We start from the raw sequence: 16491 nt of genomic DNA, 5'->3' as shown, positions 1-16491 counted from the left end.
ATGTAACACCGAGATGCAGTGTGGGAGCTGGCTTGCCTGCGATAGCTATTTATCAGTTAGCCCATCTTTGGCTGATACACCGTTATCGCAGGCAAGCCAGCTCCCACAGTTCAGATCGCATTTCATAAAGGGGTGTGGGTGGCGGTCTGACAGAGCCGCATCACGACCAAGCCAATAAATATCGGTTTTCCCGGTAGGACGTTTCTGAATGTTACCGGCCCGCTCAAATGTGTAACCACCCGCACAAAGCTGGGGCAATGGACCACGCCCCCGCCCCGAAAAACCGCGTTCTAGACACCCCCAAAAATAAGATTAAACGCCAGACTTGCCGTGCTAGAAGGGTTTGCGAATAATAGGCCCGCAATTTGCAGCATCATCAGGTTTAATATCTTTTGTCTCTGCATAAAATTCAGAGGCTGTCAATGTGTTGGAACCGCTTTCTCAGTGCTTCTGTAAATTGTTGTCGCATTGAGGAAATATCGGCTTCCGGCCTGTCGTTAGAATGCCGATCACTCGCTCGTCGTCGCAGGTGTCGCCCGCGCAGGACGCAGCACCGCTATTCGGTTACACCTTCGCCGCATCGTGGGCCATGGCTCATACTGCTGTTTTTGCCCTATACCGATGGAGTCCCAAGATGAAGAAACTCGTGCTGTTGGGCGCCCTGGCGCTGTCCGTGCTGTCCATGCAGGCTTTCGCCGAAGGCAAGCCGCTGAAAATTGGTATCGAAGCGGCTTACCCTCCGTTTGCCTCCAAGGCACCGGATGGCAGCATCGTCGGTTTTGACTACGACATCGGCAATGCGCTGTGCAAGCAGATGGACGTCAAGTGCACCTGGGTCGAGCAGGAATTCGATGGCCTGATCCCGGCGTTGAAAGTGCGCAAGATCGACGCGATCCTGTCGTCCATGTCCATCACTGAAGACCGCAAGAAATCCGTGGACTTCACCACCCGCTACTACCTGTCCCCAGCGCGTCTGGTGATGAAGGAAGGCACCACCGTCAGCGACAGCCTGGATGAACTCAAAGGCAAGAAGATCGGTGTGCAGCGCGGTTCGATCCACGATCGTTTCGCCCGTGAAGTCCTGGCGCCAAAAGGTGCGGATATCAAGGGTTACAGTACCCAGAACGAAATCTACCTGGACGTGGCTGCCGGTCGTCTCGACGGTACCGTGGCTGACGCCACCCTGCTGCAAGATGGTTTCCTGAAAACCGACGCCGGCAAAGGCTACGCGTTTGTAGGCCCATCGTTCACCGAAGCCAAATACTTCGGCGACGGTATCGGCATCGCAGTGCGCAAAGGCGACAAGGAAAACCTTGAGCGCATCAATGCGGCCATCGCTGCAATCCGTGCCAACGGCGAATACAAGAAAATCCAGGACAAGTACTTCGACTTCGATATTTACGGCGCTGACGCCAAGTAACTCATCGCAGCTGTCTGTCCGAAATGGCGCAAGCAACAGTCATCCTGAAGTTTGCGCCATTTTTTCATCCCCCTTTTCGAGGACCTGAATCATGTTGAAAGGCTACGGGGCCGTTATCCTCGATGGCGCTTGGTTGACGCTTCAGCTCGCCTTGTCGTCCATGGCCTTGGCCATTGTTCTGGGTCTGATCGGGGTCGCGCTACGCCTGTCGCCGGTACGTTGGCTGGCTTGGCTGGGCGACTTGTACTCCACGGTGATCCGCGGGATCCCCGACCTGGTGCTGATCCTGCTGATTTTCTACGGCGGTCAGGACTTGCTTAACCGCGTCGCGCCGCTATTGGGCTTTGACGACTATATCGACTTGAACCCCCTGGCCGCCGGTATCGGCACCCTGGGTTTCATCTTTGGCGCTTACCTCTCGGAAACCTTCCGTGGCGCCTTCATGGCCATTCCCAAGGGCCAGGCCGAAGCCGGCCTGGCGTATGGCATGAGCAGCTTCCAGGTGTTTTTCCGGGTGATGGTGCCGCAGATGATTCGGCTGGCGATCCCCGGGTTTACCAACAACTGGCTGGTATTGACCAAGGCCACCGCGCTGATTTCGGTGGTAGGTCTGCAAGACATGATGTTCAAGGCCAAGCAGGCGGCAGACGCCACCCGCGAGCCTTTTACCTTCTTCCTCGCAGTGGCGGCGATGTACCTGGTGATCACCAGCGTGTCGTTGCTGGCCTTGCGTTACCTTGAGAAGCGCTACTCGGTAGGCGTAAGGGCGGCTGATCTATGATCTTCGACTACAACGTCATCTGGGAGGCCATGCCGCTGTACCTTGGCGGCTTGCTGACCACCCTGAAACTGCTCGCTATCTCGCTGTTCTTCGGCCTGCTCGCGGCCTTGCCCCTGGGCTTGATGCGCGTGTCCAAGCAGCCGATCGTCAACGGCGTGGCCTGGCTTTACACCTACGTGATCCGCGGCACGCCGATGCTGGTGCAGCTGTTTTTGATCTACTACGGCCTGGCACAGTTCGAGGTGGTGCGCGAAAGCTTCCTGTGGCCGCTGCTGTCCAGCGCAACGTTCTGTGCGTGCCTGGCGTTTGCGATCAATACCAGCGCCTACACCGCCGAAATTATCGCCGGTAGCCTCAAGGCCACGCCTAACGGTGAGATCGAAGCGGCCAAGGCCATGGGCATGTCGCGCTACAAACTGTACCGCCGCATCCTGTTGCCGTCGGCCCTGCGCCGTGCGCTGCCGCAGTACAGCAACGAAGTGATCATGATGCTGCAGACCACCAGCCTGGCGTCCATCGTTACCCTGATCGACATCACCGGTGCCGCGCGTACGGTCAATGCCCAGTATTACCTGCCGTTCGAAGCCTATATCACCGCTGGCGTGTTCTACCTGTGCCTGACCTTCATCCTGGTGCGCCTGTTCAAGTTGGCCGAGCGCCGCTGGCTGAGCTACCTGGCTCCACGGAAGCACTGATATGGAACGTATCGATCATCTGCTGCCCTGGGGGCATTTGGGCTGCGAGCGCCAACTGAGCGTGTTCCGCTTTGGCAGCGGCGAGCGCAAGGCCTATATCCAGGCCAGCCTGCACGCCGATGAGTTGCCGGGTATGCGTGCCGCGTGGGAACTGAAAAAACGCCTCACAAAGCTGGAGCAGCAGGGCGCCCTCAACGGCGTGATCGAGCTGGTGCCGGTGGCTAACCCGATGGGCCTTGGCCAGCTGTTGCAAGGCAGCCACCAGGGGCGTTTCGAAGTGGGCAGCGGCAAGAACTTCAATCGCGACTTCGTTGAGCTGAGCGAGCCGGTCGGTGCATTGTTGCAAGGCAAACTGGGTGATGACCCGCACGCCAATGTGCGCATGATTCGCCAGGCCATGAGCGATACGCTGGCCGCCTTGCCCGAGCCGAGCAGCCAGTTGCAAGGCATGCAGCGTATCCTGCTGAGCCATGCGTGCACCGCTGATGTGGTGCTGGACTTGCATTGCGACGCCGAAGCCGCACTGCACATGTACGCGCTGCCCCAACACTGGCCGCAGTGGCGGTCGCTGTCGGCACATCTGAATGTGAAGGTCGGCCTGCTGGCGGAAGATTCCGGCGGCAGTTCGTTTGACGAGGCGTGCTCGTTGCCGTGGCTGCGTTTGTCGCGCATGTTCCCGCAGGCGCAGATTCCGCTGGCCTGCCTGGCAACGACGTTGGAGTTGGGCGGCCAGGCCGACACCGGCCGTGATGAAGCCATCTTCCACGCCGAAGGCATCCTTGCGTTCCTCGCCGAACAAGGCTTGATCAAGGGCGAGTGGCCCGCGCCGCAACACGAACCTTGCGAAGGTGTGCCTTTCGAGGGCACCGAACTGCTGTTCGCGCCCCATGCCGGGGTGATCAGTTACCTGCGTAAAGCGGGCGACTGGATAGAAACCGGCGACGAGATTTTTGAAGTGATTGACCCCCTGACTGACCGCGTAAGCACTATTTGCGCGGGCACCTCGGGGGTGTTGTTTGCCGTTGAACGGCTACGTTATGCCCAAGCGGGTTTCTGGCTGGCCAAGGTGGCGGGGCGCGAAGCGCTGCGTCACGGGCGCTTGCTCAACGACTGACCACCTGTTTTTGTGAGAACCGACCGCATGTACAAGCTTGAAGTCCAAGACCTGCATAAACGCTATGGCAGTCATGAAGTGCTCAAGGGTGTGTCCCTGGCCGCCGCCGCCGGTGATGTGATCAGCATCATCGGTTCCAGCGGTTCGGGCAAAAGTACCTTTTTGCGCTGCATCAACCTGCTGGAGCAGCCCCACGCCGGCAAGATTCTGCTCAATAACGAAGAGCTGAAACTGGTGGCCAACAAGGACGGCGCCATGAAGGCTGCCGACCCCAAGCAACTGCAACGTATGCGTTCACGCCTGTCCATGGTGTTCCAGCATTTCAACCTGTGGTCGCACATGACCGCGATTGAAAACGTGATGGAAGCCCCGGTGCACGTGTTGGGCATATCGAAGAAAGAGGCCCGTGAAAAGGCCGAGCATTACCTGGCCAAAGTCGGCGTGGGCCATCGTAAGGATGCGTTCCCGGGCCACATGTCCGGTGGCGAGCAGCAGCGCGTAGCGATTGCTCGTGCGCTGGCGATGGAACCTGAGGTGATGCTGTTCGACGAACCTACTTCGGCGCTGGATCCGGAGTTGGTGGGCGAAGTGCTCAAGGTCATGCAGGACCTGGCCCAGGAAGGCCGCACCATGGTGGTGGTGACCCACGAAATGGGCTTTGCCCGGGAAGTGTCGAACCAGTTGGTGTTTTTGCACAAAGGCATTGTTGAAGAGCGTGGCAATCCGAGGGAAGTGCTGGTGAACCCGCAGTCCGAGCGCCTTCAGCAATTCCTGTCCGGCAGCTTGAAATAGTCAAGGTTGCCACCCATCCCCTGTAGGAGCGAGCTTGCTCGCGAAGATCGTCAACGATAACGCGGGAAGCCTGATACCCCGTGGCGTTCTCAGGTTTTTCGCGAGCAAGCTCGCTCCTACAGGAGGGCAGGGCTTCATTGTTTTTGAGATTTGTGTTGGTTTACGGGCTAGCATTGGCCCACAGCTTCTTTCACCGTTTTCGCTCCGGATAGCACTCCATGACCGCCCACAAAATTGGTTTCCTGATTTGGCCCAGCACAAAAGCACTCACGCTTGCGCTGGCTGAGGAGGCCTTGCGCGTTGCTCAGCGGGTGCATCCGGATGTGGTCTACGAATTGTCGTTTCTGCAGGCCGAGCCGCAAACCGAGGGGGCCTGGCAACTGCCGGGCGAGCCGTGGGCCGGCAAGCTGGAAGGTTTTCAGAAACTGTTCCTGCTGGCGGATGAGCCGCCTGCCGCCATCGCCTCGCAGCTCAGCACAGCGCTCAAGCAGCTGGTTCGGGCTGGTTGCGTGATCGGCGGGTTATCGGCGGGCGTGTACCCATTGGCCCAGCTTGGTTTGCTGGATGGTTATCGTGCTGCCGTGCATTGGCGCTGGCAGGACGATTTCGCCGAGCGTTTCCCCAAGGTCATCGCCACCAGCCACCTGTTTGACTGGGACCGTGATCGCCTGACCGCTTGCGGCGGCATGTCGGTACTTGACCTGCTGTTGGCGGTACTGGCCCGTGACCATGGCGCCGAGTTGGCCGGTGCCGTGTCTGAAGAATTGGTGGTGGAGCGCATCCGTGAGGGCGGCGAGCGCCAGCGCATTCCGTTGCAAAACCGCCTGGGCTCCAGCCATCCGAAGCTGACCCAGGCGGTGTTGTTGATGGAAGCCAATATTGAAGAGCCGCTGACCACCGATGAAATTGCCCAGCACGTGTGCGTGTCACGACGACAGCTGGAGCGCATCTTCAAGCAGTACCTTAACCGCGTTCCCAGCCAGTATTACCTGGAACTGCGCCTGAACAAGGCGCGCCAGATGTTGATGCAAACCAGCAAGTCGATCATCCAGATCGGCCTGTCGTGCGGCTTCTCCTCGGGGCCGCATTTCTCCAGCGCCTACCGTAACTTCTTCGGCGCTACTCCCCGTGAAGACCGCAACCAACGGCGCAGCAGCAGCCCGTTCGAGTTGTCGTCGGTGCCCTCCGAGCGCGGTTGAGCGGCGGGCTATTCATCGCCCTCTGTGTCGGGTCCACCGCTGACGGAGTCCTGGTTGGGATTGATCGGCGGGGGTTGTAAAGCTTCCGGTACATCGAAACTTACCGCCGTGCGGTTGTAATAACTGCGCAGCATGGCGATCGCCGCGGGCGAGAAGGGGTTGCCGCTGAGGTCGAAGCCCTGGGCTCTGTCTGCATCCATTTCAAGGAGGTCGCTGGGTAGCTCGCTAATCTGGTTGTTGCGCAAGCTCACTTGATCAAGCGATGGCAGGTTGAATATTCCGTTCGGCACTTGCGTGAGGCCGGCTTCTTCGATCATCAAACCTGTCAGTCCCGACATTTTGCTGATGTCGGGCGCGACGCCCAGCGGGTTATGACTCAGGTCCAGGTACTCAAGGTTCTGCAGGTCGCTCAGGGCGTCGGCGCTGGTGGTGGTCAAGCGAATATGGCTGTTTGCAAGGCTCAGTGACTTGAGTTTGGGTAGATTGAACACGGCGCCAGGAATGTCGTTCAAGGCATAGCGGTAGATCAGCAGGCTTTCCAGGTTGGGAAAGTGCTCGAGAAATCCCTGGGGAATCGACGTAGTTTCCTCTGCTCTCAATTCCAGCTTCGAAATGTGCTCGAAATCGATATTCAATGACGGTAGATCGCCTAGCGGCGCCAGCGTCACTTCCATTTCATGGGAGGCGGCGGGCGGCTCTTGGTCGGAGTCCAGAGCGGTTTCCCGTCGCCAGGCTGCTTCCAGCACTGTTTTGAGTTCGTCTCGCACCAACTGCTGCTGAGCCTGGGCTTGCTCGTCCAGTGGTGCCCTCGTACGCGGATGCTGCGCCGGCACACTCACTATCCATTCCTGCAAATCGGCTTGAAGACGCTCGTAGTCCGCTTTCAAGCGCACCAAGTGTGCCATTGAGTCGTCCAGGCCGCCGGGCAGCCTGAAGATGAAGTTATTCGCCTGGTCGACGCTGTACTTGGGGTAAAGCGCTTGCACCATAAGCCGCTGCGCGGGGTTGGCATCAGCACCAAAATGTTCGCCGGTTATCTGGCAATAGGCTTTGATCCTCTGCAGCGTGGCGCGTGAGAACCCGTTGCCTGACAGGTTAAAGGCTTTGGCGGCATTGCCTGGCAGCTGGAAGATCAAATCAGGCAGCCGACTCAAATAGTTGTTGCTCAGATCGGCGCTGACTAGTTGGGGGCGATTGAGCAAGTTCTCGGGAAACAGGGAGATATGGGTTCCGCTCAGGTTCAGCGTCTGTAGTTCGGGCATGTGCCCAAGGTTGGGAGACCGTGACAGCTGATTGTTGTTGGACAGGTCCAGGCTTTTGAGTCCTGTGAAGGGATCTAGGTCTGCGCGGTTTTGCAGGGTCAGGTTGCAGTTGCGCAGCGTCAGTCTGTCAAGGTGAGAAAGTGCGATGACCTCGGGAGGAATTGTGTTGAGGGCAACGTCGCTCAGATGCAACGTACGTAGGTTGGGGAAGTGGGTGAGGAAACCTGGCGCTCCCCGGGTAGTGGAGTAACCCTTTAGCGTCAAACTGGAAATGTGATCGAAGTTTGCATTGAGTACAGGCAGTTCGCCGTGTATGGGGTAGCCAAGGTTCAGTGTGCGTCCGATTGCGTGGTCAGTATCGATCGGCGTTTCATGGCGCCAGCCGCGGAGCAGTTCTTGTGTCCATATCCAGCGGTGCAGTTCCGCTTCGGCGACGGTGGAAGGGGGTAGCGGGGCATCGGTGTTGAGAGAGGCCTGCAAGAGGCTCGAGCGCCAGGCCATCAGATCGGTTTTCAGTCGTAAAAGCTCGTTTTTCAGGTAGCGGAGCGTCTGTAAGGGAGTGCTGGGATAGCTGTTCAAAATGTCCAGTGTCTGAGTCAGCTCTTGCGGGCTCAGGCCAGGGTACAGCTCGTGTAACAACGCCAATTCGGGGGTGTTGCCGGCCTCTGGCGGTGTGGCGGGGTAGCCTTCCATGCCGCCGGGCAGGCGCATCAGCCTCGGGTCGTAGGCAGGTTTGCGCACTGGATCCTGGGCCAACAACGCGCCGAGCGCTTCACGTGTCAGGGGGCGCTGGCTCAAGGTTTGCCGCAACAACGGACCCTGGCCGATATGAATGCCCAGCGCATCGCGCTGAGTGTCAGGCAGGGCCTGCAGGACGGCAGTGTAAAAATCCGTTTCGGCAAGCACCATGCCTTTTTCGTCTTCGGGGATGTACTCGCCGTCGATGGTACGCACCAGGGTGCGTTTGATCGGTGCTTCAGGAGCGCCGATCGCATCGTGCAGCTTGCCGGTTTGCTTGAAATCGCGCACTTCCAGGCGCACAGACGGCGACCAGCCCGGCAGGTTTTCCAGCGAGTGCAGGGCGAGGCGGTGGGTGTCGCTGTTTTCCAGAGCGGTCATGTACAACCCTTCATGCGCCCGGCTGATTCGAACGTGATGAGCGGCCCAGCGTGCTCGCTCAAGTACCGGTGCGGGTACCTTGCCTTGGTCGATGTCCAGCAACTGCTGGCCGGTGGAGCAGCGTAATACATCTTCGGCGGCGCTCGTTGGCAGGCCGGGCGCGGCGTCGATGATGGTTTGCAGGCGTGCGTCAGCGGTTATCTCCAGCCCGCGATAACGCGAGTCGAACAGCGAGGCGCGGCTTTTCTGAGCTGCGCGTGCCAGTTGTTTGCGCAGTTTGGCGGTGCGTGCAGGCAGGGTGGGCGTGGGGCCGAACGGCTCTTCAAGCAAGGTTTTGCGTTCCGACTCGTTCAAGGTTTCCAGCACGATCGTCAGCAAATCGCCCTTGTTCATCTGGGCTTCGTGTATCTGTGCCACGGCGGCGTTTTTATGGCCTTTGTGCTCCCAGACGGTTTCACCTTTGGCGTTGAGAAACCGCAGGGTCTTGGATTCGGGCCATAGGCCCGTCTGGCTCAGCAGCCACAGTTGCGTTTGGGTATCAGCCTTCTGATACATCGCAGGGTCATCGCTGTTCATCTGGTCGATGAAAGTTTGCAGCTGCTCATCGATCCGGATGCGCTTGAGTGTGTCGGCCAACAGCGGCGGCGGCGGTTGGTGGTCCACGTACAGTTTGCGCAGGACGTCATCATTGGTCTCGCTGATGCGACTGGCTCTTTCAAGACCGGCTTCGCTGATACCTTCGGCAGATGGGCCGAGCCGGCGCAGCAAGGTGGTGCGATTCCAGGTCAACGGGCGATCCACGGGCGTCAACCAGGCGCCCTTGCCATTGCTCAGTACGCGTGGGCGGTAGGCGTGGGGGCGCGTAGGGTGTTCAAGGCTAGCGTTGCCCGAGGGTTGTTTGATGGAGAAATATTGCCCGTCCAGCGCCAGGATCTGCTTTTGTTGATGGGCATGTAATCCCTGCGGGCCGGGGCGCGACCCTGGAACCAATTGAATGTCGTGGGCGTAGGGCGCCAGGTCGGGGTTCCACAGACGGGTTTTACGGTCGGTGGTCACCGCAGTGAGTCTGTCAAAGAAGTCCCATAGCGCCTTCGGTAGCGTCTGTCGCAACAGGTTTTCGGCGATCGGTGCGCCGACCGCGAACATCCCCAGTTGGACCATTTGCTCAAGGATTGACATCAGGTGCCCGAATGCCTGGCGCTTGAGCCCTTCGGCCCAGTCGAGCACGCCTTCGAACACATCGTCGAGTAGTTGATAGGCGGTATAGCCGAGCATCAGTAAGCCCAGCGGCGGGACAAAGGGTGTTGCGATGAAGGCGGCGATTTCGAGAATGGCTTCTCCGATTTTCTGCACAACCTCCCAGCGCCGCCAGCGAGCATTTCTGTCAGCGTCGGCGGTGGGAATGGCCGTTACGCGAGCATCGTTGAGCAACTTATCAAGCTTGTTCTCATACAGGTGCTCGTACAGGTCGTTGGTGATTTTCGTCGCATAGAATTGCAGGTTGGTTTTGGCCACGGGTTCGTCACGCCAGACAGGGCGGGGGTCGCCCGAAACATGCTCGTGCCAGACGACCTGTGATAAGCGGCTGTTGAGATCGGCAAAGAAGTAGCCACGCTGTTCATGCCTGACGAAACGGCTGAAAAACGCCTGATAGTCGGCGCTGCGCAGTTTGTTCGCCAGGTCCTGCATGAAAGCCTGACCGTTGGCGTAATACTTGAGCGGCGATTGCGGGTCGCCCGGAATGTAGGCCACCATCGGGACGGCGCTGCGATTGGACTCCAGGTCGGCGGCGAACAGCACGATGCCGGTCAAGGGGGCGTTCATCAGGCTAAGGTCATGGCACAGCAACGGCCTGCCGTTCAGGTCGCCGATCAGGTTTTTGAGAAAGCTGCGAAGTGCATTGAACGCTTGGGGCGATACATCTTTTTTCAGCTGCGCCATATACAAGCTGGCTTGGGCGTCGGCTTTCAGGCTGTTGATGACCTTTTGGCGCAGTTGAGCCTTGATCGCCGCGTCATTGAAGCCCAAAAGGTTCTTGAGGTAGCGCTGGTATTGCTTGCCGACATCCAGCGTGCGGCATAACCCAATGAATTGCGCGATGCTGATTTTCTCGCGTAATTGGGGCAGCGTGTTGAATTGCCCGGTGGCGGAGGGCTGAGTAATGAATGTCGACTCTGGGGCATATGCCGTCGGCTTGCTTTCGTCCGCATCAAAGTTGTGCAATGCCGCCTCCACCAGTGAAACGGTCCAGGTTTTGGCGCCAGTTTCTATGGGAAGCAGCGGTGTGGTCTGTGGGATATACAAGCGCAGGTAAATAGCGCTGACGTCGCAGTCGGCGTCGTACTGCTGCTTGAGTGCCTGCTGCAGCAAGGGGGCGGCAAATGCCTGCGGGGATTGGAGCGTGGATAGGGCGCTGTCGACTTGGTTTTGTGCCTTCCAACTGTTCTCCAGGGCCTTCTTGGCGGGAGCTTGCTGGGTGCGGTTGGCATCGCCATACCAATCGGCGAATTCAATTGGGCTGTTTTTCAGGGCCTGGCGCCGGGCACTTGAGGCGTTCCCTAGCCATTTCGGTAGGCGGGGGTTGACCTCGGCGGGCACTACGGCTGCGACTTGTGCGAGGTGTTGGGAGAGCGAGGTTTGAGTTGGGGTGGGCATGGGCTGGATCTTCATTGAGTTGAGGCAGCGACATCACACCAACTTTGATGCAGGGCGGGAGCATATATAGTGATGCCCGCAACGAAATCTGCAGATCTTGCGCTTGTCTCCCTTGCTTATCAGGCCGTGCTGCCCGGAACTCAGGTAGGCGCGGTTAGATCGTCAGGGCGCGCCAACCCTTTCGCTGCATGATCCTGACGTAAACCTGCCGCAGCGTTTAAACTGCGCCATTGCGACGCTATTTGTCGCATTGGCGTAAACCCGCGAAAAACACGGGTTGGCGCTATAAGAAGTTGTCGCTTGGCGACAAGGCCCCACTGAAAACTGTCCTTACAATCCCTGCATCGCCCGCCAGTTCCAGGCAGGCGTTCCTCTTCAGGAGACTCCGATGTCCGTTGAGCAAGCCCCGGTGCAACGTGCCGATTTCGACCAGGTGATGGTGCCCAACTACGCACCTGCTGCCTTTATTCCTGTGCGTGGCCAAGGTTCGCGCGTGTGGGACCAGGCCGGTCGAGAGCTGATCGACTTTGCCGGCGGCATCGCGGTTAACGTTCTAGGCCACGCCCATCCGGCACTGGTCGGTGCCTTGACCGAACAGGCCAACAAACTCTGGCACGTCTCCAACGTGTTCACCAATGAGCCGGCGCTGCGCCTGGCCCACAAGCTGATCGACGCCACCTTTGCCGAGCGCGTGTTCTTCTGCAACTCCGGCGCCGAAGCCAACGAGGCCGCCTTCAAGCTGGCCCGTCGCGTGGCGTTCGACCGTTTTGGCAGCGAGAAGTACGAGATCATCGCCGCGCTGAACAGCTTCCACGGCCGTACCCTGTTCACCGTCAACGTCGGTGGCCAGTCGAAGTACTCCGATGGTTTCGGGCCTAAAATCACCGGCATCACCCACGTTCCTTATAACGACCTGGCCGCATTGAAAGCCGCGGTGTCGGACAAGACCTGCGCCGTGGTGCTGGAGCCGATCCAAGGTGAAGGCGGCGTACTGCCAGCCGAACTGGCTTACCTGCAAGGCGCCCGCGAACTGTGCGACGCGAACGACGCGCTGCTGGTGTTCGACGAAGTGCAAACCGGCATGGGCCGCAGCGGACACCTGTTTGCCTACCAGCATTACGGCGTGACCCCGGACATCCTCACCAGCGCCAAGAGCCTGGGCGGCGGCTTCCCGATTGCGGCGATGCTGACCCGTGAAGACCTGGCCAAGCACCTGGTAGTCGGCACCCACGGCACCACCTACGGCGGCAACCCGCTGGCGTGCGCGGTAGCGGAAGCGGTGATCGACGTGATCAACACCCCAGAAGTGCTGGCGGGTGTGAATGCCAAGCACGACCTGTTCAAGGCGCGCCTGGAGCAGATCGGCAAGCAGTACGGCATCTTCACCCAAGTGCGTGGCATGGGCTTGTTGATCGGTTGCGTACTCAGCGATGCCTTCAAAGGCAAGGCCAAGGACGTGTTCAACGCGGCCGAGAAAGAAAACCTGATGATCCTGCAAGCCGGCCCCGACGTGGTGCGTTTTGCGCCGAGCCTGGTGGTGGAAGAGGCGGACATCAATGAAGGCCTGGATCGTTTTGAGCGTGCTGTGAAGACGTTGACGCAAGCCTGATAGCGACACATTTTATTGGCCGGACCTGAACACATGTGGGAGCTGGCTTGCCTGCGATAGCATCACCTCGGTGACATTGATATACCGAGTTGCCTGTATCGCCGGCAAGCCAGCTCCCACATGGATCTGCTGACACATTGAGACCGATGTGTATCCAGGGCCTGTGTCCGGCATTTTTTCCTCTGTGAGTTTTCGAGTTAAGGAGTGACACCATGCTGGTGATGCGCCCCGCGCAAATGGCTGATCTGGGCGAGGTACAGCGTCTGGCTGCGGACAGCCCGATTGGTGTCACCTCCTTGCCGGATGATGTGGAACGCCTGAGCGACAAGATCGCGGCCAGCGAAGCTTCTTTTGCGGCCGAGGTGAGTTTCAACGGTGAAGAGAGCTATTTCTTCGTGCTGGAAGACACCGAGACCGGCAAGCTCGCCGGCTGCTCGGCCATCGTGGCCTCGGCCGGTTACTCCGAGCCGTTCTATAGCTTTCGTAACGAGACCTTCGTGCACGCCTCCCGCGAGCTGAAGATCCACAACAAGATCCACGTGCTTTCCCAGTGCCACGACCTTACCGGCAACAGCCTGCTCACCAGTTTCTACGTGAAGCCTGCGCTGGTCGGTTCGCCGTGGTCGGAACTCAATTCCCGTGGCCGACTGCTGTTTGTCGCCAGCCATCCCGAGCGCTTTGCCGACTCGGTGGTGACCGAGATTGTCGGCTACAGCGACGAGAACGGTGACTCGCCGTTCTGGGATGCCATTGGCCGCAACTTCTTCGACCTCAACTACGCCGCCGCCGAGCGCCTGTGCGGGCTGAAAAGCCGTACCTTCCTCGCCGAGCTGATGCCGCACTATCCGATCTACGTGCCGCTGCTGCCGGACGAAGCGCAAGAAGCCATGGGCCAGGTGCACCCGCGTGCGCAAATCACCTTCGACATCCTCATGCGTGAAGGTTTCGAAACTGACCATTACATCGACATCTTCGACGGTGGCCCGACGCTGCACGCACGGGTGTCGGGCATTCGCTCGATTGCCCAGAGCCGCGTGGTGCCGGTGAAGATCGGCGAGATGGTCAAGGGCGTCGGTCGTCAGTACCTGGTGAGCAACGCGCAGTTGCAGGATTACCGTGCGGTGATGCTGGAGCTGGACTACGCGCCCGGCAAGCCAGTGACCCTGGACCTGGCGGCCGCCGAAGCCCTGGGCGTTGGCGAAGGCGCGAGCGTGCGTTTGGTTGCGGTATAAAAACAGAGTTTCGCGGGTGGCTGACAACAGCGGCCCGTTCGAGGAGATAGCATGATCGTTCGTCCCGTACGCAGCAGCGATTTACCGGCCCTGATTGATCTGGCGCGCAGCACCGGCACCGGCCTCACCACCTTGCCGGCCAACGAAGAGCGCCTGACCCACCGGGTTGGCTGGGCGGAAAAAACCTTTCGCGGCGAAGCCGGGCGCGGCGATGCCGACTACCTGTTCGTGCTGGAAAACGACGAAGGCCGCGTGGTGGGAATCTCCGCCATCGCTGGCGCCGTTGGCCTGCGCGAGCCGTGGTACAACTTCCGGGTTGGGCTGACTGTCAGCGCTTCCCAGGAACTGAATATCTACCGTGAGATACCGACTCTGTTCCTGGCCAACGACCTCACCGGTAATTCCGAATTGTGCTCGTTGTTTTTGCATGCCGATTACCGCAACGGCCTCAACGGTCGCATGCTGGCCAAGGCGCGCATGTTGTTTATCGCCGAGTTCCCGCAACTGTTCGGCAACAAGATCATTGCCGAGATGCGCGGTGTGTCCAACGACGCCGGGCGTTCGCCGTTCTGGGAAAGCCTGGGCCGGCACTTCTTCAAGATGGAGTTCAGCCAGGCCGACTACCTCACGGGCGTGGGCAACAAGGCGTTTATCGCCGAGCTGATGCCCAAGTTCCCGCTGTACAGCTGCTTTCTCTCCGAAGACGCGCGCAATGTGATCGGCAAGGTCCACCCGGACACCGAGCCGGCGCTGAGCATGCTCAAGAGCGAAGGCTTCAGCTACCAGGGCTATGTGGATATTTTCGACGCCGGCCCGGCGGTGGAATGTGAAACCAGCAAGATCCGTGCGGTGCGCGACAGCCAGTCACTGGTGTTGGCCATCGGCACGCCGGGGGACGACGCCACGCCGTTCCTGATCCATAACCGCAAGCGCGAAGAATGCCGTATCACCGCCGCTCCGGCCCGTCTGGCGGCAGGTACGCTGGTGGTCGATCCACAGACCGCCAAGCGCCTGCAATTGGTGGTGGGTGATCAAGTACGTGCTGTTGCGTTGTCTGCTGCTCGGGAGTCCAAATAATGAATTCGCTGTATATCGCAGGTAGCTGGCTGGCTGGCCAGGGTGAGCTGTTTGAATCGCGCAACCCGGTGACTCAGCAAGTGCTGTGGGCTGGCAATGGTGCCAGTGCTGAACAGGTCGAATCCGCCGTGCAGGCTGCGCGTCAGGCATTCCCGGCATGGGCCAAGCGCCCGCTCGAAGAACGCATCAGCGTGCTGGAAACCTTCGCCGCTACGCTTAAAAGCCGTGCCGATGAAATCGCCCGCTGCATTGGCGAAGAAACCGGCAAGCCACTGTGGGAGTCGGCCACTGAAGTCACCAGCATGGCCAACAAGATTGCGATCTCGGTGCAAAGCTACCGCGAGCGTACCGGCGAGAAGAGCGGCCCCCTGGGCGACGCCACCGCTGTGTTGCGCCATAAACCCCACGGTGTGGTGGCGGTATTCGGCCCTTACAACTTCCCTGGGCACTTGCCCAATGGGCACATCGTCCCGGCGTTGCTGGCGGGCAATACCGTGCTGTTCAAGCCGAGCGAGCTGACCCCCAAGGTCGCCGAGCTGACCGTACAGTGCTGGATCGAAGCCGGTTTGCCGGCGGGCGTGCTCAACCTGCTGCAAGGCGCGCGGGAAACCGGCATCGCCCTGGCGGCCAACCCAGGCATCGACGGCCTGTTCTTTACCGGCTCCAGCCGCACCGGCAACCACTTGCACCAGCAATTCTCAGGGCGGCCCGACAAGATCCTGGCCTTGGAAATGGGCGGTAATAACCCGTTGGTCGTGGACGAAGTCGCCGACGTGGATGCGGCGGTGTACACCATCATCCAGTCGGCGTTTATCTCGGCGGGCCAGCGTTGCACCTGCGCGCGCCGCTTGCTGGTGCCGCAAGGTGCCTGGGGCGATGCCTTGCTGGCGCGCCTGGTGGCGGTGAGTGCGAGCATTGAAGTGGGCGCTTTCGATCAGCAACCGGCGCCGTTCATGGGGTCGGTGATCTCCCTGGCTGCGGCCAAAGCCTTGATGCAAGCCCAGGAACTGATGTTGGCCAATGGCGCCGTGGCACTGCTGGAGATGACCCAGCCTCAGGCTCAGGCCGCATTGTTGACCCCTGGAATCATCGACGTAACCGGGGTGACGGAACGTGAAGACGAAGAGCTGTTCGGCCCGCTGCTGCAGGTGATCCGCTATGCGGATTTTGCCGGTGCCATCGCTGAGGCCAACAACACCCAGTACGGCCTGGCCGCTGGCCTGTTGTCGGACTCCGAAGCGCGTTACCAGCAGTTCTGGCTGGAAAGCCGCGCCGGTATCGTCAACTGGAACAAGCAGTTGACCGGCGCTGCCAGTACCGCGCCGTTCGGTGGTGTCGGGGCGTCGGGCAATCATCGCGCCAGTGCCTATTACGCGGCGGATTATTGCGCGTACCCGGTGGCGTCGTTGGAAACGCCAAGCCTGATAGTCCCGGCAACGCTCACGCCAGGTATAACGCTGATCTAAATGTGGGAGCGGGCTTGCTCGCGAATGCGGTGTTTCATTCAATATTTGAAGTGACTGAACCACCGCTTTC

11 protein-coding genes are annotated in these 16491 nt (G+C 59.7%); 10 read left to right on the top strand and 1 reads right to left on the bottom strand.

Annotation, left to right across the window (positions count from 1 at the left end; genetic code table 11):
- The first annotated feature begins 634 nt into the window (after nucleotides 1-634).
- The 6 genes from GIW79_RS21100 (at nucleotide 635) to argR (ending at nucleotide 6001) form a co-directional block, all read left to right on the top strand.
- Complete coding sequence (locus tag GIW79_RS21100) at nucleotides 635-1420, top strand: ABC transporter substrate-binding protein (protein ID WP_034128472.1); 786 nt, start codon at nucleotides 635-637, stop codon at nucleotides 1418-1420.
- A 91-nt stretch (nucleotides 1421-1511) separates the two neighbouring features.
- Complete coding sequence (locus GIW79_RS21095) at nucleotides 1512-2201, top strand: ABC transporter permease (protein ID WP_003193627.1); 690 nt, start codon at nucleotides 1512-1514, stop codon at nucleotides 2199-2201.
- Entirely contained in the window at nucleotides 2198-2896 is a 699-nt protein-coding gene (locus GIW79_RS21090; protein ID WP_003193625.1) for an ABC transporter permease, read from the top strand. Before GIW79_RS21095 ends, GIW79_RS21090 begins: the two co-directional genes overlap by 4 nt.
- Nucleotide 2897: 1 nt before the next feature.
- Nucleotides 2898-4010: a succinylglutamate desuccinylase/aspartoacylase family protein gene (locus tag GIW79_RS21085; protein WP_236454985.1), complete on the top strand. Its 1113-nt coding sequence runs from the start codon at nucleotides 2898-2900 to the stop codon at nucleotides 4008-4010.
- Nucleotides 4011-4037: 27 nt separating this feature from the next.
- Nucleotides 4038-4802: an ABC transporter ATP-binding protein gene (locus GIW79_RS21080; protein WP_014719598.1), complete on the top strand. Its 765-nt coding sequence runs from the start codon at nucleotides 4038-4040 to the stop codon at nucleotides 4800-4802.
- Nucleotides 4803-5020: 218 nt separating this feature from the next.
- Nucleotides 5021-6001 carry a transcriptional regulator ArgR gene (gene argR, locus GIW79_RS21070; RefSeq protein WP_034128470.1) on the top strand — a complete coding sequence of 327 codons (981 nt, stop codon included), beginning with the start codon at nucleotides 5021-5023 and terminating at the stop codon, nucleotides 5999-6001.
- Between the two features lie 8 nt (nucleotides 6002-6009).
- Here argR and GIW79_RS21065 read toward each other — a convergent pair whose 3' ends face one another.
- Nucleotides 6010-11037 carry a leucine-rich repeat domain-containing protein gene (locus tag GIW79_RS21065; RefSeq protein ID WP_236477411.1) on the bottom strand — a complete coding sequence of 1676 codons (5028 nt, stop codon included), beginning with the start codon at nucleotides 11035-11037 and terminating at the stop codon, nucleotides 6010-6012.
- A gap of 388 nt (nucleotides 11038-11425) precedes the next feature.
- On the opposite strand from GIW79_RS21065, the gene GIW79_RS21060 reads away from it, so the two are divergent.
- From GIW79_RS21060 to astD, 4 genes are all read left to right on the top strand, one after another.
- A complete protein-coding gene (locus GIW79_RS21060) occupies nucleotides 11426-12646 on the top strand; it encodes an aspartate aminotransferase family protein (RefSeq protein ID WP_034128468.1) in 1221 nt (406 codons plus the stop codon).
- A gap of 212 nt (nucleotides 12647-12858) precedes the next feature.
- Nucleotides 12859-13878 (top strand): arginine/ornithine succinyltransferase subunit alpha, encoded by a 1020-nt coding sequence (gene aruF / locus GIW79_RS21055; protein WP_015885475.1) that lies wholly within the window; start codon nucleotides 12859-12861, stop codon nucleotides 13876-13878.
- A gap of 51 nt (nucleotides 13879-13929) precedes the next feature.
- Nucleotides 13930-14955 carry an arginine N-succinyltransferase gene (astA, locus tag GIW79_RS21050; protein ID WP_003193612.1) on the top strand — a complete coding sequence of 342 codons (1026 nt, stop codon included), beginning with the start codon at nucleotides 13930-13932 and terminating at the stop codon, nucleotides 14953-14955.
- Nucleotides 14952-16421: a succinylglutamate-semialdehyde dehydrogenase gene (gene astD, locus GIW79_RS21045; protein WP_161793223.1), complete on the top strand. Its 1470-nt coding sequence runs from the start codon at nucleotides 14952-14954 to the stop codon at nucleotides 16419-16421. Before astA ends, astD begins: the two co-directional genes overlap by 4 nt.
- The last annotated feature ends 70 nt before the right edge of the window (nucleotides 16422-16491 follow it).

Origin of the sequence: Pseudomonas sp. PA-7-1E, assembly GCF_021605325.1 — a bacterium.
Lineage (GTDB): Bacteria > Pseudomonadota > Gammaproteobacteria > Pseudomonadales > Pseudomonadaceae > Aquipseudomonas > Aquipseudomonas fluorescens_BV.
This window is presented reverse-complemented; position numbering and strand designations above follow the sequence as displayed.

What these genes read in the sequence shown, in the direction of transcription:
- GIW79_RS21100 (WP_034128472.1), top strand. Translation starts at nt 635, where the DNA reads ATGAAGAAACTCGTGCTGTTGGGCGCCCTGGCGCTGTCCGTGCTGTCC.
- GIW79_RS21095 (WP_003193627.1), top strand. Translation starts at nt 1,512, where the DNA reads ATGTTGAAAGGCTACGGGGCCGTTATCCTCGATGGCGCTTGGTTGACG.
- GIW79_RS21090 (WP_003193625.1), top strand. Translation starts at nt 2,198, where the DNA reads ATGATCTTCGACTACAACGTCATCTGGGAGGCCATGCCGCTGTACCTT.
- GIW79_RS21085 (WP_236454985.1), top strand. Translation starts at nt 2,898, where the DNA reads ATGGAACGTATCGATCATCTGCTGCCCTGGGGGCATTTGGGCTGCGAG.
- GIW79_RS21080 (WP_014719598.1), top strand. Translation starts at nt 4,038, where the DNA reads ATGTACAAGCTTGAAGTCCAAGACCTGCATAAACGCTATGGCAGTCAT.
- argR (WP_034128470.1), top strand. Translation starts at nt 5,021, where the DNA reads ATGACCGCCCACAAAATTGGTTTCCTGATTTGGCCCAGCACAAAAGCA.
- GIW79_RS21065 (WP_236477411.1), bottom strand. Translation starts at nt 11,037, where the DNA reads ATGCCCACCCCAACTCAAACCTCGCTCTCCCAACACCTCGCACAAGTC.
- GIW79_RS21060 (WP_034128468.1), top strand. Translation starts at nt 11,426, where the DNA reads ATGTCCGTTGAGCAAGCCCCGGTGCAACGTGCCGATTTCGACCAGGTG.
- aruF (WP_015885475.1), top strand. Translation starts at nt 12,859, where the DNA reads ATGCTGGTGATGCGCCCCGCGCAAATGGCTGATCTGGGCGAGGTACAG.
- astA (WP_003193612.1), top strand. Translation starts at nt 13,930, where the DNA reads ATGATCGTTCGTCCCGTACGCAGCAGCGATTTACCGGCCCTGATTGAT.